The organism is Niveispirillum lacus, from assembly GCF_002251795.1.
Taxonomy (GTDB): Bacteria; Pseudomonadota; Alphaproteobacteria; order Azospirillales; family Azospirillaceae; genus Niveispirillum; species Niveispirillum lacus.
Map to the genome: position 1 here is coordinate 1 of NZ_NOXU01000027.1, position 20,353 is coordinate 20,353.

The 20,353-nt window shown below is 62.7% G+C and carries 19 protein-coding genes; 9 read left to right on the forward strand and 10 right to left on the reverse strand.

What is annotated here, in order from left to right; genetic code table 11:
* Positions 1-71 (reverse strand): GTP-binding protein (locus CHU95_RS23195; RefSeq protein ID WP_425435965.1); only part of this gene is annotated, 71 nt, incomplete at its 3' end.
* A gap of 157 nt (positions 72-228) precedes the next feature.
* Between CHU95_RS23195 and CHU95_RS09175 the strand changes: the two genes are divergently transcribed.
* Complete coding sequence (locus CHU95_RS09175; protein ID WP_165772103.1) at positions 229-1,527, forward strand: cation:proton antiporter; 1,299 nt, start codon at positions 229-231, stop codon at positions 1,525-1,527.
* Here CHU95_RS09175 and CHU95_RS09180 read toward each other — a convergent pair.
* Entirely contained in the window at positions 1,448-2,062 is a 615-nt protein-coding gene (locus CHU95_RS09180; protein WP_094455974.1) for a pseudouridine synthase, read from the reverse strand. The two genes, CHU95_RS09175 and CHU95_RS09180, sit on opposite strands and share 80 nt — an antisense overlap.
* 20 nt (positions 2,063-2,082) lie before the next feature.
* Between CHU95_RS09180 and CHU95_RS09185 the strand changes: the two genes are divergently transcribed.
* The 4 genes from CHU95_RS09185 (at position 2,083) to CHU95_RS09200 (ending at position 6,336) form a co-directional block, all read left to right on the forward strand.
* Entirely contained in the window at positions 2,083-2,502 is a 420-nt protein-coding gene (locus tag CHU95_RS09185) for an HNH endonuclease signature motif containing protein (protein ID WP_245838086.1), read from the forward strand.
* A 276-nt stretch (positions 2,503-2,778) separates the two neighbouring features.
* Complete coding sequence (locus tag CHU95_RS09190) at positions 2,779-5,097, forward strand: TonB-dependent receptor (RefSeq protein ID WP_207762432.1); 2,319 nt, start codon at positions 2,779-2,781, stop codon at positions 5,095-5,097.
* Between the two features lie 230 nt (positions 5,098-5,327).
* The gene (locus tag CHU95_RS09195; protein ID WP_094456285.1) at positions 5,328-5,738 is read left to right on the forward strand and encodes a DUF2000 domain-containing protein; all 411 of its coding nucleotides are present in this window, start codon (positions 5,328-5,330) and stop codon (positions 5,736-5,738) included.
* Positions 5,739-5,745: 7 nt separating this feature from the next.
* Positions 5,746-6,336: a LysE family translocator gene (locus CHU95_RS09200; RefSeq protein ID WP_094455976.1), complete on the forward strand. Its 591-nt coding sequence runs from the start codon at positions 5,746-5,748 to the stop codon at positions 6,334-6,336.
* A gap of 56 nt (positions 6,337-6,392) precedes the next feature.
* Here the strand turns inward: CHU95_RS09200 and CHU95_RS09205 are convergent, their stop codons facing one another.
* The gene (locus CHU95_RS09205; protein ID WP_094455978.1) at positions 6,393-7,217 is read right to left on the reverse strand and encodes an AraC family transcriptional regulator; all 825 of its coding nucleotides are present in this window, start codon (positions 7,215-7,217) and stop codon (positions 6,393-6,395) included.
* A 149-nt stretch (positions 7,218-7,366) separates the two neighbouring features.
* Positions 7,367-7,570 (reverse strand): 30S ribosomal protein S21, encoded by a 204-nt coding sequence (gene rpsU / locus CHU95_RS09210; protein ID WP_054168849.1) that lies wholly within the window; start codon positions 7,568-7,570, stop codon positions 7,367-7,369.
* Positions 7,571-7,871: 301 nt separating this feature from the next.
* Here rpsU and def point away from each other — a divergent pair, with 301 nt between their 5' ends.
* Entirely contained in the window at positions 7,872-8,432 is a 561-nt protein-coding gene (gene def / locus CHU95_RS09215; protein ID WP_094456286.1) for a peptide deformylase, read from the forward strand.
* 35 nt (positions 8,433-8,467) lie between these two features.
* Positions 8,468-9,223, forward strand: a complete 756-nt coding sequence (locus CHU95_RS09220) for a COQ9 family protein (protein WP_094455980.1) — start codon at positions 8,468-8,470, stop codon at positions 9,221-9,223.
* Between the two features lie 118 nt (positions 9,224-9,341).
* Here CHU95_RS09220 and CHU95_RS09225 read toward each other — a convergent pair whose 3' ends face one another.
* The 4 genes from CHU95_RS09225 to CHU95_RS09240 form a co-directional block, all read right to left on the reverse strand.
* Complete coding sequence (locus CHU95_RS09225) at positions 9,342-9,695, reverse strand: helix-turn-helix domain-containing protein (RefSeq protein ID WP_094455982.1); 354 nt, start codon at positions 9,693-9,695, stop codon at positions 9,342-9,344.
* Positions 9,696-9,736: 41 nt separating this feature from the next.
* Positions 9,737-9,997: a hypothetical protein gene (locus CHU95_RS09230; protein ID WP_133065489.1), complete on the reverse strand. Its 261-nt coding sequence runs from the start codon at positions 9,995-9,997 to the stop codon at positions 9,737-9,739.
* A 255-nt stretch (positions 9,998-10,252) separates the two neighbouring features.
* Entirely contained in the window at positions 10,253-12,448 is a 2,196-nt protein-coding gene (locus CHU95_RS09235; protein WP_094455985.1) for a winged helix-turn-helix domain-containing protein, read from the reverse strand.
* Positions 12,449-12,696: 248 nt separating this feature from the next.
* Positions 12,697-15,705, reverse strand: a complete 3,009-nt coding sequence (locus CHU95_RS09240) for a TonB-dependent receptor domain-containing protein (RefSeq protein WP_094455987.1) — start codon at positions 15,703-15,705, stop codon at positions 12,697-12,699.
* 372 nt (positions 15,706-16,077) lie between these two features.
* Here CHU95_RS09240 and CHU95_RS09245 point away from each other — a divergent pair, with 372 nt between their 5' ends.
* Together CHU95_RS09245 and CHU95_RS09250 are read left to right on the forward strand one after the other, a co-directional pair.
* Entirely contained in the window at positions 16,078-18,204 is a 2,127-nt protein-coding gene (locus CHU95_RS09245) for a TonB-dependent receptor (protein WP_094455989.1), read from the forward strand.
* The gene (locus CHU95_RS09250) at positions 18,204-19,283 is read left to right on the forward strand and encodes a PepSY-associated TM helix domain-containing protein (protein WP_094455991.1); all 1,080 of its coding nucleotides are present in this window, start codon (positions 18,204-18,206) and stop codon (positions 19,281-19,283) included. The genes CHU95_RS09245 and CHU95_RS09250 overlap by 1 nt, the downstream gene beginning before the upstream one ends.
* Here CHU95_RS09250 and CHU95_RS09255 read toward each other — a convergent pair.
* Both CHU95_RS09255 and CHU95_RS09260 read right to left on the reverse strand, forming a co-directional pair.
* Entirely contained in the window at positions 19,273-19,977 is a 705-nt protein-coding gene (locus CHU95_RS09255) for a heavy metal-binding domain-containing protein (RefSeq protein WP_094455993.1), read from the reverse strand. The two genes, CHU95_RS09250 and CHU95_RS09255, sit on opposite strands and share 11 nt — an antisense overlap.
* Positions 19,974-20,306 carry a YbjQ family protein gene (locus CHU95_RS09260; RefSeq protein ID WP_094455994.1) on the reverse strand — a complete coding sequence of 111 codons (333 nt, stop codon included), beginning with the start codon at positions 20,304-20,306 and terminating at the stop codon, positions 19,974-19,976. Before CHU95_RS09260 ends, CHU95_RS09255 begins: the two co-directional genes overlap by 4 nt.
* Positions 20,307-20,353: the final 47 nt, after the last annotated feature.

Here is a 20,353-nt window from a genome sequence, read left to right on the forward strand (position 1 = left end):
GCCAGCGTCGACTTGCCATGGTCGATATGGGCGATGATGGAGAAGTTACGGATCTTCGACAGGTCGGTCATGGACTCAGCAGCGCCAGGATAGAGGGCTGGCCGCGAAGACAGGGGGTGGTGCGGCGGTGATGATTGGACCTGCCCTGCGGCGATTGATGGTTGCCGCGCGGTACCAGGGTTGGGACACTGTCCTGGCCCTCACGGACCGGAGACCAGGACCAGATCGTTGCAACATCATTTTGACCTGACCGGCATTGCCATCGTCACATCCGTCGCGCTGCTGTGCGGGCTGGCTTTGTCGCGGCTGAAACAGCCCGCGATTGTCGGCTATATCGTGGCGGGTATCGTGCTGGGGCCGGGCGGCTTTGGCCTTGTGTCCCCGTCGGACAGTATCAGCGCCCTGGCGGAGCTTGGGGTGTTGATGCTGCTGTTCCTGGTGGGCATGGAACTGTCGGTCAAGGCGTTCCAGGCAGTGTGGAAGGTGGCGCTGGCGGCGGTCGTCTGTCAGGTCGGCCTGTCGTTGCTGGTCACGGGCCTGGCGGGTCTGCTGCTGGGCTGGCCCTGGCCGCGCGCCATTGTCATGGGCTTCGTCATGGCCCTGTCCGGCACGGCAGTGGCCATCAAGATGCTGGACGATATGGGGGAGTTGAAGACCGAGACAGGCCGCGTCACGGTCGGTGTGCTGATCGCGCAGGATCTGGCCTTTGTGCCGCTGCTGCTGATCACCCAGGGCATGGGCAGCGGGGCGGGCCTGTCGGCGGCTGTGTTCGCGAAGTTGGTTGCGGCGATGGCGGCCCTGGGCGGGCTGGTCTGGTTCCTGTCGCGACGGGACCGGCTGATCGTCCCCTATGGCGACTGGTTCAAACGCAACCACGAGGTCATTCCGCTGGCCGCCATGGCCTTTTGTTTCACGATGGCGGCGGCAACCGGCGTCATCGGCCTGTCAGCGGCGTTTGGCGCCTTTGCCGCCGGCTTCATGCTGGGCAATTCCGACGGGCGGGCCCTGGCCCTGCGCGCCACACATCCGATCCAGTCGGTGCTGATCGTGGTGTTTTTCCTGTCCATCGGCCTGATGATCGATCTGTCCTTTGTCTGGTCACATCTGGGCGAGGTGCTGCTGCTGCTGTTCGCGGTCACCGCCTTAAAATCGGCCATCAATGTTGGCACCCTGCACCTGCTGGGCGAACCGTGGGAACGGGCCTTTCCCGCCGGCGTGATCATGGGCAGCCTGGGCGAGTTCAGCTTTGTGCTGGCCGCCGCCGGCCTGTCCATCGGCGCCATCGACCGCAATGCGCAGCAGATGGCGGTAACGGTGATCGCGCTCTCCTGGCTGTTCAGCCCCATCTGGCTGGTCAGCGCCCGGCGCTTTCATGTGCTGGCCGAAGGCGGCATCGGCAGCATGCGTGGCGCCCTGAAACAGGTTTACCGGGGCGAAATCGCCATGATCAACCGGGTCGGCGGTGCGATGCTACGGGCGGCCGCCGCAACGCTGGACGCGGTGTTGCGCCTGCTGGGCCGGCGCTGATCTCCCGCCACCGACCCGGTTCCAGACCGTCCAGGGTCCAGTCGCCCACAGCCCGGCGGATCAGGCGCAGGGTCGGGAAACCCACCGCCGCCGTCATGCGCCGTACCTGACGGTTCTTGCCCTCACGTAACACGATCTCGATCCAACTGGTCGGTATCGACTGCCGGAACCGCACCGGCGGATGGCGGGGCCAAAGCCAGGATGGCTCATCGATCCGGGCCACCTCAGCCGGCAGGGTCAGACCATCCTTCAAACTGATACCCTGACGCAACGCCGCCAGCGCCGCATCGGTCGGCACCCCTTCCACCTGCACGCAATAGGTCTTGGGCCATTTATGGCGCGGCTGGCTGACACGGGCGATCAGACCGCCATCATCGGTCAGCACCACCAGCCCCTCGCTGTCGCGGTCCAGCCGGCCCGCAGGATAGACACCGGGTATATCGACGCATTCGGCCAAGGTCCGGGCTCCCGTGCCTTCGTCGGTGAACTGACACAGGACATCATAGGGTTTATTCAGCAGGAGGATGCGGGGCATGGCAGACCTGGACCGGTGGGTTGGGACTTGACCGTGCAGGGCCATCGGTCAATCTGGTGATCATCATGACCCGGCTGAAACCATTGCCGCCCGACCTGCCTGCGTCGCCACGATCCACGCCAACAGGCCGGATGTTGGGGGCTTGCGGCCTGTGCGGGCGGCCCATGATCGCCGGTCCCAGTGTCGAAGATCATCATCTACTGCCGCGAAGCCAGGGCGGCAAGCAAACCGTGCCGCTGCACCGGGTCTGTCATCGGAAAATCCATGCCGAACTGTCGGAGAAGGAGTTGGCGCGCGGGTACACGACGCTGGAGGCACTGCGCGCCCATCCCGATATCGCCGCCTTCATCGACTGGGTTGCCCGCAAACCCCCGGAATTCACTGCCGTGACCTTCCGCGCCAAAGACCATGTCAAAGCCGGCCGTAAATACTGGGATTAAACTGCAAAGCCAGCAACCACGCCACACTCCGCGACGACCGGATCGGGGCAGCGCGTAAGACAGGCTGCACAAACTTTTGATTATTAATATTTTCCATATACTCAACCAATGGTATCGACCGGAACCAGCATCAGCACGGGACTATATCGGGGCGTCATTAATCACTTGCGAGGCTCAATGTAATGCCGCATAATCATTATGTGAGAATACGATGGCTGATCCCACTGCCAACAGCCCCGCACAAACAAGCATAAAAACGCTCAAGGGAGGACCTTCATGTCTTACATGCAACGCCGGGCGCGCCCGGCGAAGGCGACTATCTACGCCCACACTCTGCCAGGTCTGCTGCTGACCACCGGACTGATGCCGGTCATGGCGGTTCCCACCGCCACCGCCCAAACCGCACCGGTGCAGACAGAAACCCTGACACTGGAGGAGATTGTGGTGACGGCACGCCGACGGTCGGAAGCGCTGCAGGATACACCCGTGGCTGTCTCCGCCTTCACCGCGGAAGCCCTTGAAGCACGCAGTGTCGAGACGCTGGACAATATTGCCCGTTTCACACCCAACATCCGCTTTGACGGGGCCGCTGCCCTGTCGGGTGGTAATTATAACGCTACTGTGTTCATCCGCGGCATCGGCCAGAATGATTTTGCCATTTTCAGCGATCCTGGCGTTGGTTTCTATGTTGATGGTGTCTATTATGCCCGCTCTATCGGCGGCATCATGGATGCGGTCGATCTGGCCAGCGTCGAGGTGCTACGTGGCCCGCAAGGCACGCTGTTCGGCAAGAACACCATCGGCGGCGCTGTCCTGATCAACACCCAGCGCCCCACAGACACGTTGTCAGGCCGGGTGGAACTGACCACAGGCCGCTTCGACCGACTGGATGTGAAGGGCACGATCAATGTCCCCTTGGCCGATGGCAAGGTGCTGACCCGCCTGTCGGTGTCATCGCTGAACCGTGATGGATATGCCAAGCGCCTGTCCGATGGCCAGGATATGGGTGATCGCAACGCCGACAGTGCGCGTTTACAGATCACCACAAATGTTACAGAAGATATCGATTTCCATCTGGTTGGCGATGTGACTCGGGCGCGTGAACATTCCGCCCCCAACAAGCTGCTGGCCGTAGCACCGGCGCCCGGTCTGACGGGTGTGCCATTCCTGGTGAATTACAACAACCTTGTCGCCCCGACGCGCGGCGTGATAGCGCCAAACGGTCAGCGTACGCTGAACAGTTCCTTCGTCACCGACAGCCCGTTCACCACCTGGGGTACCGGTCCCAATGTCAATGATCTGGACCTGTGGGGTCTGGCCGGCACCCTGACCTGGAACCTGGGTACCGTGGAGATCAAGAGCATCACCGCCTATCGCGAGCTTCAGGCCACCTTTGCCCGTGACGGCGACAATACGCCTTTCACCTATCGCGAAACTTTTAATGATGATGACCAGTGGCAGGTCAGCCAGGAAGTGCAGTTGAGCGGCGACGCCATAGACGGGCGGTTCACCTGGATTGGTGGCGTCTATTACTTCACCGAGGAAGGCAGTGACGTTGCACGCGCAGATCTGGCCATGGGCCTGTGGCCGCCACTGGGGCCGCCGCTGTCGCCTGCCACCTTGATCTTGAACCGTATCGACAACACGTCCTATGCCGTGTTCGGCCAGGGCAACTTCAAGTTGACAGACGATCTGTCGTTCACCGCCGGGGCCCGTTGGAACCGCGACAAAAAATGGATTTCTGTCTTCAACCGCCGCCAGCGCGATCAGGTGGTCTTCACCGATGTGCAGCGATCGAGCGACTGGAACGCCTTCACGCCCAAACTGGGGGTGGAGTACAAGGCCGGTGCCGACGCGATGCTTTATGCGTCCGCTGGCAAAGGCTTCAAGAGCGGCGGTTACAATGCCCGCCCGCTGGTCGACGCCTCTGAGGTAACGCAGTATGAGCCAGAAACCATCTGGACCTATGAAGTTGGGGCCAAGACCGGTTGGCTGGACAATCGTCTGATCGTCAATGTTGCGGGATATCTCAGCAAATATGACAATATCCAGCTGACCGTAAACCAGACGCCGCGCAACTTCGTGGCCAATGCGGCCCAGGGAACCATCAAGGGTGCAGAACTGGAAGTGCGGGCCAAACCGGCCAAGGGCCTCGATTTCGATCTGGCCGTCGGCTACACGGATGCAAAGTATGATGAGGTCGGCACGGGCCTGGGCCCCACCCAGGTCCTGCCGATCACCAAGGCGGCAAAGTTCGTGAAAACCCCGAAATGGACCGCCAGCACGGGTCTGCAATATACCCATGACCTGGGTGATGGCAGTACGCTCAGCCTGCGTGGTGACCTGTCGGCCTATTCAAAATTCTATAATGACGTGGCCAACACCGAACTGGTGGCCCAGTCCGGCTATGGCATCGTCAACAGCCGGTTGACCTACACGTCGCCGGATGAAAGCTGGACCCTGGCCCTGTTTGCCACCAACGTGACGGACCGGCGCTATTTCGTGTCGGGCAATGCGAGCGGCGCTTTCGGTCTGGCCGAGGTCTCTTATGGACGGCCGCGTGAATGGGGCGTGACGCTGGGGGCAAAGTTCTGATGTCATCGGCTTGAAAGAATGACCAATGGTCGCCCTGTCACGCGCCTCACTCGCCGGCGTCGCCATCCGGCAACTTGGCTACGCCGCACGTGCGGCGCGGCGGCGGTCGCCGCCGATACTGACGGTCAAAATATTTGACCGTCAGTATGCCCCCTCATTAGGTCAGTTTTCTTCAATACAGGATTGGGCCGGGTGGCGATAACCGGGAAAACATCCCGGAGATGCCACCCGTGACCCGATCCTGTTTCATTATCGATCCCTCGCTTCCCCTGGGCCTGATCGCCAATACGGCGGCCATCCTGTCCCTGTCGTTGGGGGCGGCACATCCGGAACTGATCGGGCCTGCCGTCACCGACGGGGATGGTGACCGGCATGAGGGCATCACCCAGGTCGTCCTGCCCATCCTGGCCGCCGATGCTGACACCCTGCGTTCCCTGCGCGCCAAGGCCGCCCTGCACCGGGCGGATGACTTGCTGCTGGTGGATGTGACGGAGACGGCGCAGCGGGCCAAAGCCTATCAGGACTATGCCGACCGGCTGTCCAGCCTGTACGGCAATGATATCAGATACTTGGGTCTCGGCTTGCACGGACCGGTGGGGCTGGTACGGTCGCTGACCGGCCACCTGCCGCTGATGAAGTGAGGCGGCAATGAACGGCACCCTGCTGCTGGCCATGGCCAGCTTTGCCCTTGTCGCCTCCATCACGCCCGGCCCCGTCAACAGCCTGGCCCTGACCAGCGGGGTGCATTATGGGTTCCGGCGCAGCCTGGGGTTTGTCACGGGCGCCACGCTGGGATTCACGGCCCTGTTGTTGCTGGCCGGGGTTGGCATGGCCGAGGCCGTGGCCAGATGGCCGCTGCTCGACACGGCGATGCGGGTGGCGGGCACGGCGTTCCTGTTCCATCTGGCCTACCGGCTTTGGCAGGCGCGGGGCGGGGTGCAGGCGGGGAACCGTGGGGCGCCACCCGGCCTGTGGGCCGGCGCCAGTCTGCAATGGCTGAACCCCAAGGCTTGGATCGCCGCCATTGCCGGGATGGGGGCCTATGGTCTGCGCGATGGCCTGGTCAGCGTGCTGGTCTTTGCCGGGCTGTATTTCATCATCTGCTTCGCCTCCATCGCGCTCTGGGCCTTCCTGGGGGAGCGGCTGTCACAGGTTCTGGGTCGGCGGATGCCGGCCTTTAACCGGGCCATGGCGGGATTACTGGCCTTAGGCGCCGTCGCCATGCTGGCCGGATACTGATACCAACCTCCCTCAAGCGCCGGGCTGGCAGTCGCCAGCCTCCTGTCCGCCAAAGGTCAAGCCTTCGGCGGACTGGTAGATACCGCATACTGGCCTGGTGTGGCGGCAACATGCGCCTTGAACACGCGCTGGAAATGCGCCTGATCAGCGAATCCGGTGTCCAGCGCGACCTCCGCAATGGGCTGTCCCTGCCGCAACCCCGCCTGCCCCGCCCGGACCCGCTGGTTGGTGAGATAGGCATGCGGGGTCAGACCATAGCGGGCCTTGAAGGCCCGGATCAGGTAGGAAGGCGACAGGCCACAGGCCGCCGCCACCTCCTCCACCCGCAGGTCGCGGGTGCAATAACGGGTGATATAGTCGGCGGCCCGCACCAAGGCGCCATGATCGGCGGCGGGCGGCAGCTCAGCCCCCTCCACCCGACCGGCCAGGCCCGCGAAGAAGGCGCGCGCACCGGCATCCTTCTCCCCCGCATCGACCGCCATGTCGAACAGCAGGTCGAACAGCGCCATCAGGTCGGCATGAAGCCCGGCATCCCGGCTGATCACCGCCGCGAGCGGCCGGAACTCCCGTTGCCCCTGCACCGTGGCCAGCCAGCCCGTATCGACATAAAGCATGCGGTACGACCAGGGCTGATCATTCACCGGGTTACAGGAATGCACGATTTCGGGGTTCATCAGGACCACGGTGCCCGCAAACGCCTGATACCGGTCAGTGCCGGTCAGATATTCGCTGTGCCCACCCGTGATGGCACCGATGGAGAAGGTAGCATGGGAATGGGGTACATAGCAGACCGTGCGGCCATCCATGACCTCCCGCGCTTCCAAGTGCGGAAGAGCCGGGTCGCGCCAAAAGATATGGTCATCGGCGGGGCGGCGGGGCATCGAAAGATCCCTTGCGGCAAAGCGAATGACCCACCATACCGCACCCCCATAAAGACCAAAAGCCGCCCGCGGGTCTCCCCAGGGACGGCATTCAATCCCGTGGCCTTCAGGGGCCAACTGGCAATCTGTCTGATGGACAGGGAGGGCTATTAGTAGCCCTCACGCTCCAGACGCTTGCGCAGCAGCTTGCGGGCGCGGCGAACGGCTTCAGCCTTTTCGCGGGCGCGCTTTTCCGACGGCTTCTCATAATTGCGGCGCAGCTTCATTTCGCGGAAGATGCCCTCACGCTGCATCTTCTTCTTCAGCGCGCGCAGTGCCTGATCGACGTTGTTATCACGAACCAGAACTTGCACGGGACATCCACTCCAATCGTGCGCTCACACCAGCCTTGGCCGGCACTTGCGGGTAGGGTTGAAAACAAAGAAGAGGCAACGCGAGACCACGCAGGTCGCGCCGTCGCCCGATCCAGTCACCGGGCTTATACACATCACCGATGGCATTGTGAAGACCCGCAGCGGCGCTTTGTGAAGATTCATGCGGAATGGCGGGCATGCGGGCATGGGTGGGACGGTTTTCCTTGCCTTGCATCCCGCCCTCGCGACCGCCACATTAGCCAATAAGCCGAATCATCGCCTTTTGTGGAGCGTTTTTGCCATGGCCGTGCTTCCCATTGTCCGCATGGGCAATCCTGTGCTTCGCCGGGTCGCGGCGGCGATCCCGGTGCCGGCGAGCGGCGGGTTCGATGACGATCTGCGGCAACTGGCTGCCGATATGGTGGATACGATGTTGGACGCGCCCGGCATCGGTCTGGCCGCGCCACAGGTCGATATTGGCAAACGCATCATTGTCTTTCGTGTTCCGCCTGAACGGGCATCGGGCGACCAGGGCGACACACCTATGGGGCCGCAGGTGCTGATCAACCCGGAATTCGTGCCGGTCGGCAGTGAAACCGTGCTGGGCTGGGAAGGATGCCTGTCCATCCCCGGCCTGCGCGGCGTCGTGCCGCGCTATCGTCGTATCCGCTACCGGGGCTATGATCTCGACGGTATCCTGGTGGAACGCGAGGCCGCCAACACCCATGCCCGAGTGATCCAACATGAACTGGATCATTTGGACGCCGTCTTGTACCTGGACCGCATGGAAAACCTGGCCACGCTGACCTATATGGAAGAGCAAAGGTTTTTCGGTCCCGATGTGCTGTCCTCCGGACGTTGACGGACACGGCGCCGCCGCAGAGAGGGAAACAGGTGATGAGCGACACGCCGACCCCGGAACAGGAACCCGGACCGCAATCCCCGGCAGCCGAGGCCGCCCGACAGGACCCCCTGGCCGAAGCACAGGCGGCCCTGACCGCCCGCAAAGATGCGATATTGGTGGCAATGCTGCCCGACGTTGCCTTCGATGGCTGGACATCCACGACCCTGCGGCGGGGGGCGGAAGCAGCGGGCTTCCATCCGCAAGAAGCGCTGGCCAGTTTCCCAGGCGGCCCTGTGGAAGCGGTCTGCTGGTTCAGCACCTGGGCTGACCGGCAGATGCAAGCGGCGCTGGCCGACACCGATCTGACGGCCCTGAAGGTGCGGGAGCGGGTGACATTGGCAGTGCGCAAACGTCTGGAAATCCTGACCCCACATCGCGAGGCGGTGCGCCGCGCCAGTAGCCTGCTGGCCCTGCCGCAGAACGCGGCGCGTGGGCCGCAATTGGTCTATGCCACGGTCGATGCCGCCTGGCGCGCGGTGGGTGACAAATCCGTGGACTACAACTTCTATACCAAGCGATTGCTGCTGGCCGGTGTGGTAACCGCCACCACGCTGTACTGGCTGGATGACCGGTCGGATGAGTTGTCCGATAGCTGGGCCTTCCTGGATCGCCGCATCGCCAATGTGATGAGTGTGGGCAAGGCTATCGGCCAGGTCACCGGGCGGGCGGACAAGGCCGCCGGTCTGCTGGCCCATCTGCCCTCCCCCGCGCGGTTCCTGCGTCGCCTGCGGGGGGCGAGCGCGGCCTGAGATCAAGGTCAATCCACAGCCGTGATCGGCACGCCAGCCTGCCGGGCAGAACAAAGCTTGGCGTCAGTCCGGTATTCCAGGGAACCCTGGGCTGGCCCCACCATGCCAGCCTTCCATGTCAGGCCGCCACGATGGGGCGGGCGGCTTCGATCTGACTGTTCAGCAGATCGCGAATGGCCCGCCCACGGGGCGTCAACTGCACAACACGCAGGCGGGCATCCTGGGTCCAGGCGCGACGCTCCACCAAAGGCCCGGTCTCGCCCTCCGCCTCATCCAGATCGCGGGACAGTTCATCCACCGCCCGGCTGATGGTGCAAGGCGCCTCGCCCATCAGATAGGACAGCTCCGCTTGGCTGATACCCTCATTCTCGCAGATGGTCAGCAAAGCCGCTGCGGTGCGCAGTGACATGCGGGGGTTGATTTTCAACAGCGCCTGGGTGATGGCCAGCGCCGTACTGGGGTAACGCTGCATCGGGTTTGTCCTGAATCGGGTTGATCAGTCACAGATGGCGGTCATGCCACGTCGGCATAGGGACGCAGGCGACCCGTGCGGGTGACCGGTGGGCGGTGGGCGGCACTGGTTCCGGTCATCCCCCCCCGGCTGCGCAGTTCGCGCAGATCCAGGGTGCTGTCGGGGTAAAGCCGCTGCACTTCTTCCAGCAGTGTCATCAGACGCTTCTGGTGCTCACCCGCTTCGACAAAATTCTCTGTCTGAAACTCAATATTGATGCATGCCTTGAGGCGGAGTTTCCCGTCCTTCATCACGTTCACCATGGGTCGGCATCCGATACCAGCGGCAAGGGATGCAAGGATGTTTCGCGGTGCCAGCACACCGTTGCCGGACTGCATCGATCTGACCATGATGGAAAGATGATCATTGCATGATTGAAAGCCGATCATTTGTGAACCGGCGGACAAAATGAGACCAACCCTTTGAAATTCAGTCACATGACGGCCGATACATCAGGAGGGCCGGACAGATGATGGAAAAATGATGGGACGCCAGCGCGCCCCGGATGAAGGCCCCGTCTATTCGGGTTTGACAGGGTTCAGCAGCACCAGATCGGCCTCCTGCCCGACCAGTTCGGTCATGAAGACCGACCCGGTTTCGCAGTCGGCGGAAATCTGGCCACGCGCTTCCGTGCGCTGGACCACACCCAATTGCCGTTCCGCACCTGTGCGCCGGTCAACGGCCACCACCTCTGCGGAGGGCAGGTTCATGCGGGCGGCGTAGATCATGGTGGGGCAGACCACGATATTGCCCTGTCGCAGGGCTGCCGGCAACTCCAGGGTTCCGCTCCCCCCCGTCCCGTCCAGGGCTGTCCATGTCAGGTGCCGGGTGCCGGTATTGCCAACAAGCAGCAGAGTACGGTCGGCTGAGATATCCAGAAAATTACGGTTTTCTTCGATCTTGATGGGCGGTGTGACCGCAGTGGGATCGACGGACCAGATGTCCCAGGTCTTCTCCCCCCGGATCGCCAGCCGGATGGCACCATCAGGCATCCAAACGGGGGCTGTCTTGAAATGACCATCATGGGTCAGGCGTGTCAGCGCCTCATCCGCAATGGTGACGCGGTAAAGATCGCTGAGCATGCCGACCTCGGCAACGAACAGAAGGCTGCGGCCGTCGGGAGACCAACGCAGGGCGAACATTCTGGCGCCCGGCAGCGTGGTCAGCGGCCGGGGCGGCCGGTCCTTTTCGGCCAGCCAGACCTGCGGTTCCCCGGTCCGGTCGCTGACAAAGGCCATCGCATTGCCATCAGGGGATAAGTGCGGCTCCGACTCGTTGGCACCGGAGCCCTGCAGCGTGCGCCGTTGGCTGTCAGCCATGATCTCTACAATGTCGGCATGGCCGCGATAGATTTCCATCGCCATGTTGCCCTGGGCCCGTGCCACCGACAGGCGGCCCATCTGGCCGATGCCGGGCATCACCTGCTGCCAGCGCCCCGTCGCAATGTCCACATACCAGAGACCCCGGCGTTGCCGGCTGGCATTGGTCAGGTAAAGGCCACGACCATCGACAGACCAGTCGAAATTGACCGTGCTGCTGTCCACCGGCAACTGGGTCAGTTCGCGCCCGCTGCGCACATCCATCACCATGATCGACAGACGCCCCTCCGGCCAGGCGCGGGCAAAGGCCAGCCGCGTGCCGTCGGGTGAATAGGCGGGTAGCCAATCATCGGCATTACCCCCAGGCGGCACAGGCAACAAGGCCGTCGCCGTTCCGTCCAGCGGCAGCAGCATCAGGCGCGACATCTTCACCGTGGTATCGGGAAGGGCCGTAACCACCAGGGCCTTGCCATCGGGTTGCCAGGCCAGATCAGGCAGCATGTCGCCCAAACAGGGGCCGACACGCCGTTCCTTGCCCACCGGGACGGCGATGACATAGATGGCGCAGTTCCAGTCACGGTCACTGCGCACAAAGGCGATGCTGTCGCCCCTGGGCGACCAGACAGGGACACGATCATGGTCATCCGTATTGGTCAGTGATACCGACCGGCCATTGGGTCCGGTGCCGCGCAGGATGATGTCGAAATCATCAAAGGAGTTGCGGGCAGCATAAGCCGCCATCTCCCCATCCGGAGACAGCGCCGGAAACAGGTCCATGCCCGGTTCCAGGGTCAAAGGCAGCACATCGAAGACCGGCAGGGCCGGCACCGGTCCCGGCCGGGTGCCCCACCAAAAGGCACCACCACCCAGCACCACCAGCAGTAAGACCAGCGCCGCTGCCAACAGGGCACGCAGATGCTTCACATCCGCTCCCAGAGGTGAGGGCGATGGCAACGGGGGGGCCGCCGGAAGGGGCATGTCGGCGGTTATCGTCGTGGTCGCCGCCGCCGGCGGCGGCCCCTCCCCTCCCTCTAGCGGCGGGGAACCGGTATTGGCCTCGTCCACGAACAGGGCGTAGCCGAATTTCGGAATGGTTTCCACGCGCAAGCGGGTGCTGCCCACATCGCGCAGAGCCCGGCGCAATTGAAAAATGCAGCGGTTGAGACTGTCTTCGGCCACGAAGACCCCGCCCCAGCAATGGTGCAGCAGGGTGTCGCGAGAAACGGATTGGCCCTGATGGCGGACGAGCAGGACCAGGACCTGCATGATCCGTGGCTCAACACGGCGTTGATGATCGCCGATGGCAATACGGTTCAACGACGGGCTGACCATGATGTCGCCCACAACCATGTCCTGGTCGGGATTGAAGTCAAACCCAGAGGCCAAATGGTTCATTCCGTATCCCACACTCAGGCCAAGACAGCACCGTACGCTGGCCTTGGTAGCCAAGACCCGTCGTCACGATCAACCGTTTCAGCCGCCCCATCGGCCACCTGTGAACCATACTAGCCGAAAAATCCGCAGCCCGGCCAGCCCCGCAATGGGACCGACCGGGCCACGAACCCGTTGAATGTGCCCATAACCGGGCAGGTATCCATTCGGACACCCGCCGGGAAACAGGGCGCTAAAACGCAACGTCAGGATCAGAAGCGGACATTCACCCCGACCGAGAACACCCGGCCCAGCGGGTCATACATGCTGGGGAAGGTGTTGCCCGAATTGGCGGAGGTCGCGCCAGCCTCGTTGCCGACAACCGGCGGGTCCTTTTCAAACAGGTTGGTCACACCGGCGCTGAGACGCACCTGCTCGAACAACTGATAAGAACCCTGGATGTCGATGTAGTTGTAGGCCTTGATCTTCTCAAACCGGTCGAAGGTCGTGGGCTTCTGGCGCTCCTCGATCTCCACCCCACCCAGGTGACGCCAAGTATAGCCGACAGTGACATCGCCGATGTTCCAGTTCATCCGCTGGACCCAGCGGACTTCCGGCAGCGGGCTGCCGACACCACCGGCCCCGACAGCACCGGGGCAGCTTGTGCCGAAGCGGCCCACGCAGTCCAGCACCGGTGTCTGATCGGACGACTGCGATTCCTGGGTCAGGTAGTAGTTGGCATTCAGGGCAAAGACCAGGGTGCCCATATCGCCGCCAACACCCAGATCTTCCAGGTCGACATTGAAGTTGACGCCCAGTTCCAGACCCTCTGCCTTCAGATAGTTCAGGTTGGTGGTAAAGGCCTGCAGACCGGCACCCGGAAGGGTCAGCGTGCCACCGACACGGATGACCTTGGCGCACTGGGCAGCCTCACCGGCCACATAGCAACCGTCCAGGATTTCCTGGGGTGCGAAGGTGCCGATCACGTCCTTGATCTTGATGTTGTAATAGTCCAGCGAGATGAAGGCATTCTTGATCGCGCCCAGATCCGGGGTCAGGACGATACCCAGCGTGCTGGTATCGGCCACTTCCGGGGTCGGCAGGCGGTCAAGGTCGGTACCGGCGAAGACGTTGATCTGACCGGCAGCCAAGTCAACCACATTGCCCACCTGCGCGGCGGTCATGCCGGTGGAAATGCAGCGGGCCCGCAGCGTGGCATCCGTCCGCGCTGCCGGATTGCCGACCGAACACGGATCGACATTGGCGTTCTGCAAGGCGGCGACCTGCGGTGCGGCCAACTCTCCGACATTGGGGGCGCGGGCCGCGCGCTGCTGCGAGCCGCGCAGGCGGACACTGTCAACCGGGGTCCAGTTCAGGCCCAGCTTCCAGGTCTTGTTGACACCGGTCGGATCATAGTCGGCGTAACGATAGGCGGCTTCCAGATCCAGCGACTCGAGCATTTCCTTGCCGGCGACCAACGGCACGAGCACTTCGCCGAACACTTCCTGCACGTCAAAACCACCGGAGATCGGCCGCAGGTTGCCACCGGCACCGCCAAGGCAGGAGGCGGGTGCCAGTTTCCAGCATTCGTCGGGCGTCCGCTTACCCGTCTCTTTGCGGTATTCCGCACCGAAGCTGACAGCAACACTGTCATTGGCCCAGGGGCTCTGCAGCCCTTCGATCGGGCCGCTGACGGAGCCGGTGACGATGGTTTGGGCATAGTCCTGCTTGTCGATGGCCGAAGCCGACGCATAGGCCGCCATTTCCGGCGTGATCGACCCGAAACCGCCGAACAGGTTGATCGGGACGCAACCGCCCTGGCCCCCGCGACAGGTGGTGGTGCTGACGGCGTTCAGGGCATTACCGACATTGGTCACGTTGGTATAGCCCTGGCTGAGGTTGGTGCGATGGCTTTCGCCATGCTGCACCGACACATCGTAGGACCAGCCTTCCAGGATTTCGCCCCGCAGACCCGTCAGGAACTGGAAGGCGCTGTTGTCGTAGGAGGTCGAACGGGGCCCCAGTTCCACCGTGCGCCGACTGATGGACAAGCGGATATCATCGGCCTGATCAACCACGCCATTGCCATTGACGTCGCGCCAGTTCGGGAACGCCCCGGCGGTCAGCACGGTCCCGGCAGCCACACCGGCATTGGCGGTATTGATGATGGTCTGGCGGGCCGATGCATTCAAGAACGGGTTGGCCAGCGGCACAAAGAAGGTGGTGCCGAAAATACCAGATGGCGCCACCTGCTGGGTGTTCTTGGTGCTGGAGTAGGAGAAGCGGCCATAGGCCTCAACATGCTCATTGATCTCGTAATTGCCCGAGGCAAAGCCGCCAAAGCGCTCCAGCGGGGTCTGATAGTAATTGTAGGGGTTGAAATTGAAGACCGAGCAGTTGGCGCCAAGCGTACCATCATCGCGGAACTGGCCAAGGGCAGGACCGCCAGCAATGGTCACGCGGGTCGGCAAGGTGGTGGGAGAACCGCCCGCTGCCACCGAATTCGGACCACCGCAGCCCGCCGGGGCGGGATCAGGCACGCGGCCATCCAGGAAATTCTGGTAATTGGCACCGCTGGCGGTGGCAATACCCAACTGACCCAGGGGACGGGCACCCAATTGCACGCCCTTGCGCTCGGAATAATTGATGCCCAGCACGACATTACCGCGACCGTCCGCCAGGTTGGAGCCGACCGTGACATCGGCGGAATGGATATGCCCGTCGCCTTCGCCAGTGACGGAATAGTCGTAGTTGGCATCCACCCCTTCAAAATCATCCTTCATGATGAAGTTGATGGCACCGGACATCGCGTCCGACCCGTAGACGGCGGATGCACCGCCGGTCACGATATCAACCCGCTGGATCAGAGCGGTGGGGATTGTGGAGACATCCACCAAGCCGTTGAAATTATACGGGGTGACACGCTTGCCATCCATCATTACCAGATTGCGCTGGGCACCCAGGCCGCGCAGATCGACGGTGGAAGCGCCGGCCGTACCGTTATTGGTATTCTGGCCATCGCCCGGCACCGTGACCGGCAGCATGCGGAAAATCTTCTCGATTTCCGGCTGCTGCATTGCGTCAATCTCGGCCGCACCGACCGAATAGACCGGGCTGGTGGAGGTGTCATTCGGGCGCGCAATACGCGAACCGGTCACCACGATTTCTTCAATCGTATCCTGGGCCAGCGCCGGGCCCATCGGTGCCACCACGGCCGCCAGGGCCGCCCCCAGCAGCAGGCGGGAGCGGACGGACCCACGGGTGTTCTTGTCACGTGTCATGGTTGCTGTATCCCCTTGTTCCAACAGGCTGCGCCTCTTTCAACGAAATGGCGGGCGCGCACTTAGCTACGTGTGCTCGGTAGCACCGGCGGAACACTCGTATAGGGTCTGCTCAGTCGCAATAGAGAATTGTAACAAACCTTATTCAATATTAAGGCCTGTGGCATTTACGACATGATTATTTTGGCTCTGCGACTAATTTTACTTCTATTGTTGCTATATTTATTTAGTTTCATTTTTGCAATGAACGCCACGAACTCTGACCAGACCACCCAACGCCACTCTGCCGTCGATGGTGGATCGTATTAATAATGAGTTGCATTTGTATGTCTGGCGCTCTAGGGTCGCCGCGACTTCAATGAGGGGATAAAGATGCGCAAGGCCCTGTCTTTGCTGATGATCGGGACCAGCTTGGTTACCCTGCCGGCTCTGGCCCAACGGACGCCAACCGCAGACGACGATATCGAGGAAGTGGTGGTCACCGCCGCGCGCACCACGCTGCCGGCCAGCGCCCTGCCCTTGACCGTGGATGTGATCAGCAGCGCCGATCTGGCGCAACAGGCGGCGATTGGCGGGTCCGTCGTGGATGCCGTGGCGACCCTGGTTCCCTCATTCTCGCCCACGCGACAGAAACTTTCCGGAGCCGGCGAAACGCTGCGTGGCCGTTCCCCGCTTTACGCCATCAACGGCATCCCGCAATCAACCCCCCTGCGTGACGGGTCACGCGACGGCTTCACCATTGATCCTTTCTTTGTTGATCGGGTGGAGGTGATTTTCGGCTCCAATGCGTTACAGGGCATCGGCGGCACCGGCGGCATTGTCAACCAGGTAACAGTCGACGCCCCTAAAGCCGACGGCAACAGTGGCCGTGTCCTGGTCCAGGGCTCGGCCAATGACGGGTTCGAGGCTGACAGTCTGGGCGGCAAGGCGGCAGCCTTACTCAGCCACCGCAACGGACGTTTCGACGCCACCGTGGGGGCCGCCTATGAAACGCGCGGCGCCTTCTACGATGCCAATGACCGCCGCATCGGCATCGACAGTACCCAGGGCGAAACCCAGGACAGTGCCAGCACCAACCTTTTTGCCCGGTTTGGCTATGAGGTCTGGGAGGGTGCCCGCCTGGACCTGATTGCCAGCCGTTTTGAACTGAAGGGGGAGGGCGACTATGTGGCTGTCAGCGGCAACCGCGCCCGTAACCTGCCGGGAACGTCGGTCAAGGGCACACCACCTGGCACCCCTGCCGCCAACCGAACCGAGAGCGTGGCCCTGTCGCTGACCGATGATGATCTGGCAGCGGGTACATTGACCTCCCAGCTTTTCTTCAACCGATCCCGCGATACGTTCGGTGGCGATCCGGCACCAATCGCCACCTTTCAGGATGTACGCCTGGCCCCCCTTGGCACCCTGTTCGACCAGTCACAGAACCGATCGCGTAAGCTGGGGGGCAAGATCGCCTATGAACGGGCCCTGCCGGGATATGAGGATCTGACCGGCACCGTCGGTTTTGACGCCATCTGGGATACGACCGAGCAGCGCCTGATCGCCACGGGCCGCAAATGGGTGCCGCCCACCGATTTCCGCAGCCTGGCCCCGTTCGCCCAGCTCAATCTGGCGCTGCTGGAAGAGAAGCTGCGGCTGGCCGGCGGTGTACGGTCGGAAAATGCCCGCATCACCATTGACGATTACACGACGCTGGCCTCCTACGGCTCCCGCTTTGTTTCAGGCGGCAACCCGACCTTCAGCGACACACTTTGGAATGGCGGTGTGATTGTCGAGCCGGTGGCGGGCCTGCGAGCCTATGCTTCCTACGCCGAAGGCTACACGGTCCCTGATGTCGGTCGTATCACCCGCGCCATCACCCAGATAGGCATTGATCTCGACACTTATTTGAACATCAACCCCATCATCTCCAACAACAAGGAGATCGGGATCGACGGCGATTACGGCCCGTTCAAAGGCAGCGCCACCTATTTCTGGTCGAGTTCCAAGCAAGGACAGCTTCTGGTCCTGCTGAACGGTGTCTACGAAGTTCAGCGCCAGAGGGTGGAGATCGAAGGGCTGGAACTGAACCTGTCCTATGAAACACCCCTGCCCGGCCTGACCCTGTCGGGTGGTTATGCCCATCTGAGGGGCCATGCCGACAGCAACAATGACGGCAAGGTCGATGTTCGGCTGGATGGCGCCAACATCTCGCCAGACCGCCTCAATCTGGCCGCCAGCTATCAGATGGACAAGATCACGGCGCGGGTGCAGGCCCAGACCTACTTGTCAGGCGATGTCGGAGGCGGCAGCACCTTTGCCCGCTTCAGCGGCTACACGGTGGTTGACAGCTCTATTCGCTATGAACTGCCTGTCGGCGGTGTCACGCTGTCGGTGCAGAACCTGCTGGACCGGCAATTTATTGATTATAACAGCCAGACCCAACGCCTGGCTGACAATCAGCGCTTCTATGCCGGCCGGGGGCGTGCCCTGACGGTCGGCTGGGATCACAGCTTCTGATGAAGATACTCGATCTTCTCCACCGGTGGGCAGGCGGTGTTCTTGGACTGGTTCTGGCCATACTGGGCCTGACGGGGGCGCTGCTGGTCCATAAGGATGCCTGGGTCTGGGCCCCAGGCGCCGGCGACGCCCTGGTCCGCGATCCAGACGCTCTCGCCGATGCGGTGGAACGGATCGTGAGTGATCCGCAACGGCCTGACAGCATCATCTTCGCCAGCGACAGTTTCGGCCTGCACCGGCTGCGCACCGGCGACGGTACCGGCGCCTATACCGACCAGACGGGTGCCATTGTGGCACAATGGCAGAGCATCTGGGACCGGCCGGAACTGTGGTTGTTCGACCTGCACCATTACCTGCTGGCCGGCGATGTCGGGGAGACCTTCATCGGCATTGTGGCGCTGGTCGGGCTGTTTTTCATCACCTCCGGCTTGATCATGTGGTGGAAGCTGCGCCGGACGTTTCAGTTCAAGCTCTGGCCGGCGCGCCTGACGCGCCCCTCCATCATCCGGCATCATCGTGATATCGGCGTGGTCCTGGCCCCGGTCCTGTTCCTGTCCTGTCTGACCGGGGCCATGCTGACGCTGCGACCTGTTGCAGATCTGGTGCTGCGCCCGCTGGGCCCAGCCAGCGAATGGCGCGCTGCCACGGCGCCCCCCCTGCTGAAAGGTGGGCCGCTGCCCGACCGTCCGGACTGGCAGGGCCTGTTCTCGGCGGCGCGGGCGCAGTTTCCTGACGCAGATTTCCGGGTCTTGTCGATACCGCGCCAACCGGGCGGCTTGATCTCCCTCCGGCTGAAGCAACCGGGGGAATGGCTGCCGAACGGGCGCACCCTGGTCTGGTTCGACCCGACCGATGGCCGTCTGATCGAAGCCCGTGATGCCCTGACCATGCCAGCCGGACAACAGGCCTTCATGAAGGTCTATCCGCTGCACGCGGCCAAGGTGGGCGGGCTGCCCTACCGTCTGGTCATGACCATCGCCGGACTGGGCATGGCGATGTTGGGCACGTTAGCCGTCTGGACCTTTTGGTTCCGGCGCCCGAAAAAGCCAGCCCCCATCACCGGCACGGTCAATCCTTGATGCGCAAGATCCAGCGCTTCCAGAAATTCCCAAGATAAGTGTCCACCAGATAGTCCAGTTCCACCGTTGCCGCCGCCACAAGGATCAGCATTGCCAACGCGATCACCAACTCGCGCCGGCGACGGGGGGGTTCGGCACCAACCGCCTCCGTCACCTCTGGCGCCGGGGCCGGCTGTGCGCCGATGAGAGCCGTGCCGGAGACCAGAAAGGCAAAGCGCCCCCGCCCCAGACCGATCTGACAAAACTCGACGCCCGCCACGATCCCCGCCCCCAGATCGCACGCCTGTTGGCGCAGGCGCAAAAGCGCCAGCCGGCGTGTGCGCTGCAGATCACGCTGGCGGGTAACGACACGCCCGCCGATGATCCGTCGGATCAGCAACATCAACCGGCCGAGCGGGGCCGGGGCCATCACGATGCTGGCCTGCACCAGATGCGGTAGACCAACTGATCCAGCCGGCGGCCGTCCGGTGAAAACCCGGACAGCGGCAGTCGCCGCCTCCATCGCGGCCAACTCCCGATCGTATCGACGTTCCAGCCAGGCCCCTATCCACAAGATGGTGGCGTTAAACAGCAGCGCCACGACCACGCCACCGATCCACAGGCTCCAGCCCGTGGCATCATCCTGGTCGCCTATTTTCTCAAGAAATCCCAGCCATTCCAGACCGGCGGGCAGGTCGGAGGAGCCCGCGCTCATGATGTCGCCGGGTCCGGGACGACCTCCACGGCTGTGCCATAGGCCAGGACCTCTGCCGCCCCGCTGCCAATATTGGCCGTACCGTAACGGATGGAAACAATGGCATTGGCCCCCAGGTCGCTCGCCGCCGACCGCATGCGGGCTGTGGCCTCTTCCCGCGCCTCATTCAGAAGCTCGGTATAGCCGCGAAGCTCTCCACCCACGATTTCCTTCAAACCGGCCATGATATCACGGCCCAGATGTTTGGCGCGGACGGTGCTGCCCTGCACCAGACCCAGATGGCGGATAACACGGTAACCGACCGGATTCTCCAACGTCGACAGGATCATCGAGCCCCCCTTAACCCTTGCCCATTGCCCCAGGATGGCAGGGGGTG

What these genes read in the sequence shown, in the direction of transcription:
- CHU95_RS09225 (WP_094455982.1), bottom strand. Translation starts at nt 9,695, where the DNA reads ATGCAGCGTTACCCCAGTACGGCGCTGGCCATCACCCAGGCGCTGTTG.
- CHU95_RS09180 (WP_094455974.1), bottom strand. Translation starts at nt 2,062, where the DNA reads ATGCCCCGCATCCTCCTGCTGAATAAACCCTATGATGTCCTGTGTCAG.
- CHU95_RS09240 (WP_094455987.1), bottom strand. Translation starts at nt 15,705, where the DNA reads ATGACACGTGACAAGAACACCCGTGGGTCCGTCCGCTCCCGCCTGCTG.
- CHU95_RS09260 (WP_094455994.1), bottom strand. Translation starts at nt 20,306, where the DNA reads ATGATCCTGTCGACGTTGGAGAATCCGGTCGGTTACCGTGTTATCCGC.
- CHU95_RS09200 (WP_094455976.1), top strand. Translation starts at nt 5,746, where the DNA reads ATGAACGGCACCCTGCTGCTGGCCATGGCCAGCTTTGCCCTTGTCGCC.
- def (WP_094456286.1), top strand. Translation starts at nt 7,872, where the DNA reads ATGGCCGTGCTTCCCATTGTCCGCATGGGCAATCCTGTGCTTCGCCGG.
- CHU95_RS09250 (WP_094455991.1), top strand. Translation starts at nt 18,204, where the DNA reads ATGAAGATACTCGATCTTCTCCACCGGTGGGCAGGCGGTGTTCTTGGA.
- CHU95_RS09235 (WP_094455985.1), bottom strand. Translation starts at nt 12,448, where the DNA reads ATGAACCATTTGGCCTCTGGGTTTGACTTCAATCCCGACCAGGACATG.
- CHU95_RS09205 (WP_094455978.1), bottom strand. Translation starts at nt 7,217, where the DNA reads ATGCCCCGCCGCCCCGCCGATGACCATATCTTTTGGCGCGACCCGGCT.
- CHU95_RS09220 (WP_094455980.1), top strand. Translation starts at nt 8,468, where the DNA reads ATGAGCGACACGCCGACCCCGGAACAGGAACCCGGACCGCAATCCCCG.
- CHU95_RS09190 (WP_207762432.1), top strand. Translation starts at nt 2,779, where the DNA reads ATGTCTTACATGCAACGCCGGGCGCGCCCGGCGAAGGCGACTATCTAC.
- CHU95_RS09230 (WP_133065489.1), bottom strand. Translation starts at nt 9,997, where the DNA reads ATGGTGAACGTGATGAAGGACGGGAAACTCCGCCTCAAGGCATGCATC.
- CHU95_RS09245 (WP_094455989.1), top strand. Translation starts at nt 16,078, where the DNA reads ATGCGCAAGGCCCTGTCTTTGCTGATGATCGGGACCAGCTTGGTTACC.
- CHU95_RS09255 (WP_094455993.1), bottom strand. Translation starts at nt 19,977, where the DNA reads ATGAGCGCGGGCTCCTCCGACCTGCCCGCCGGTCTGGAATGGCTGGGA.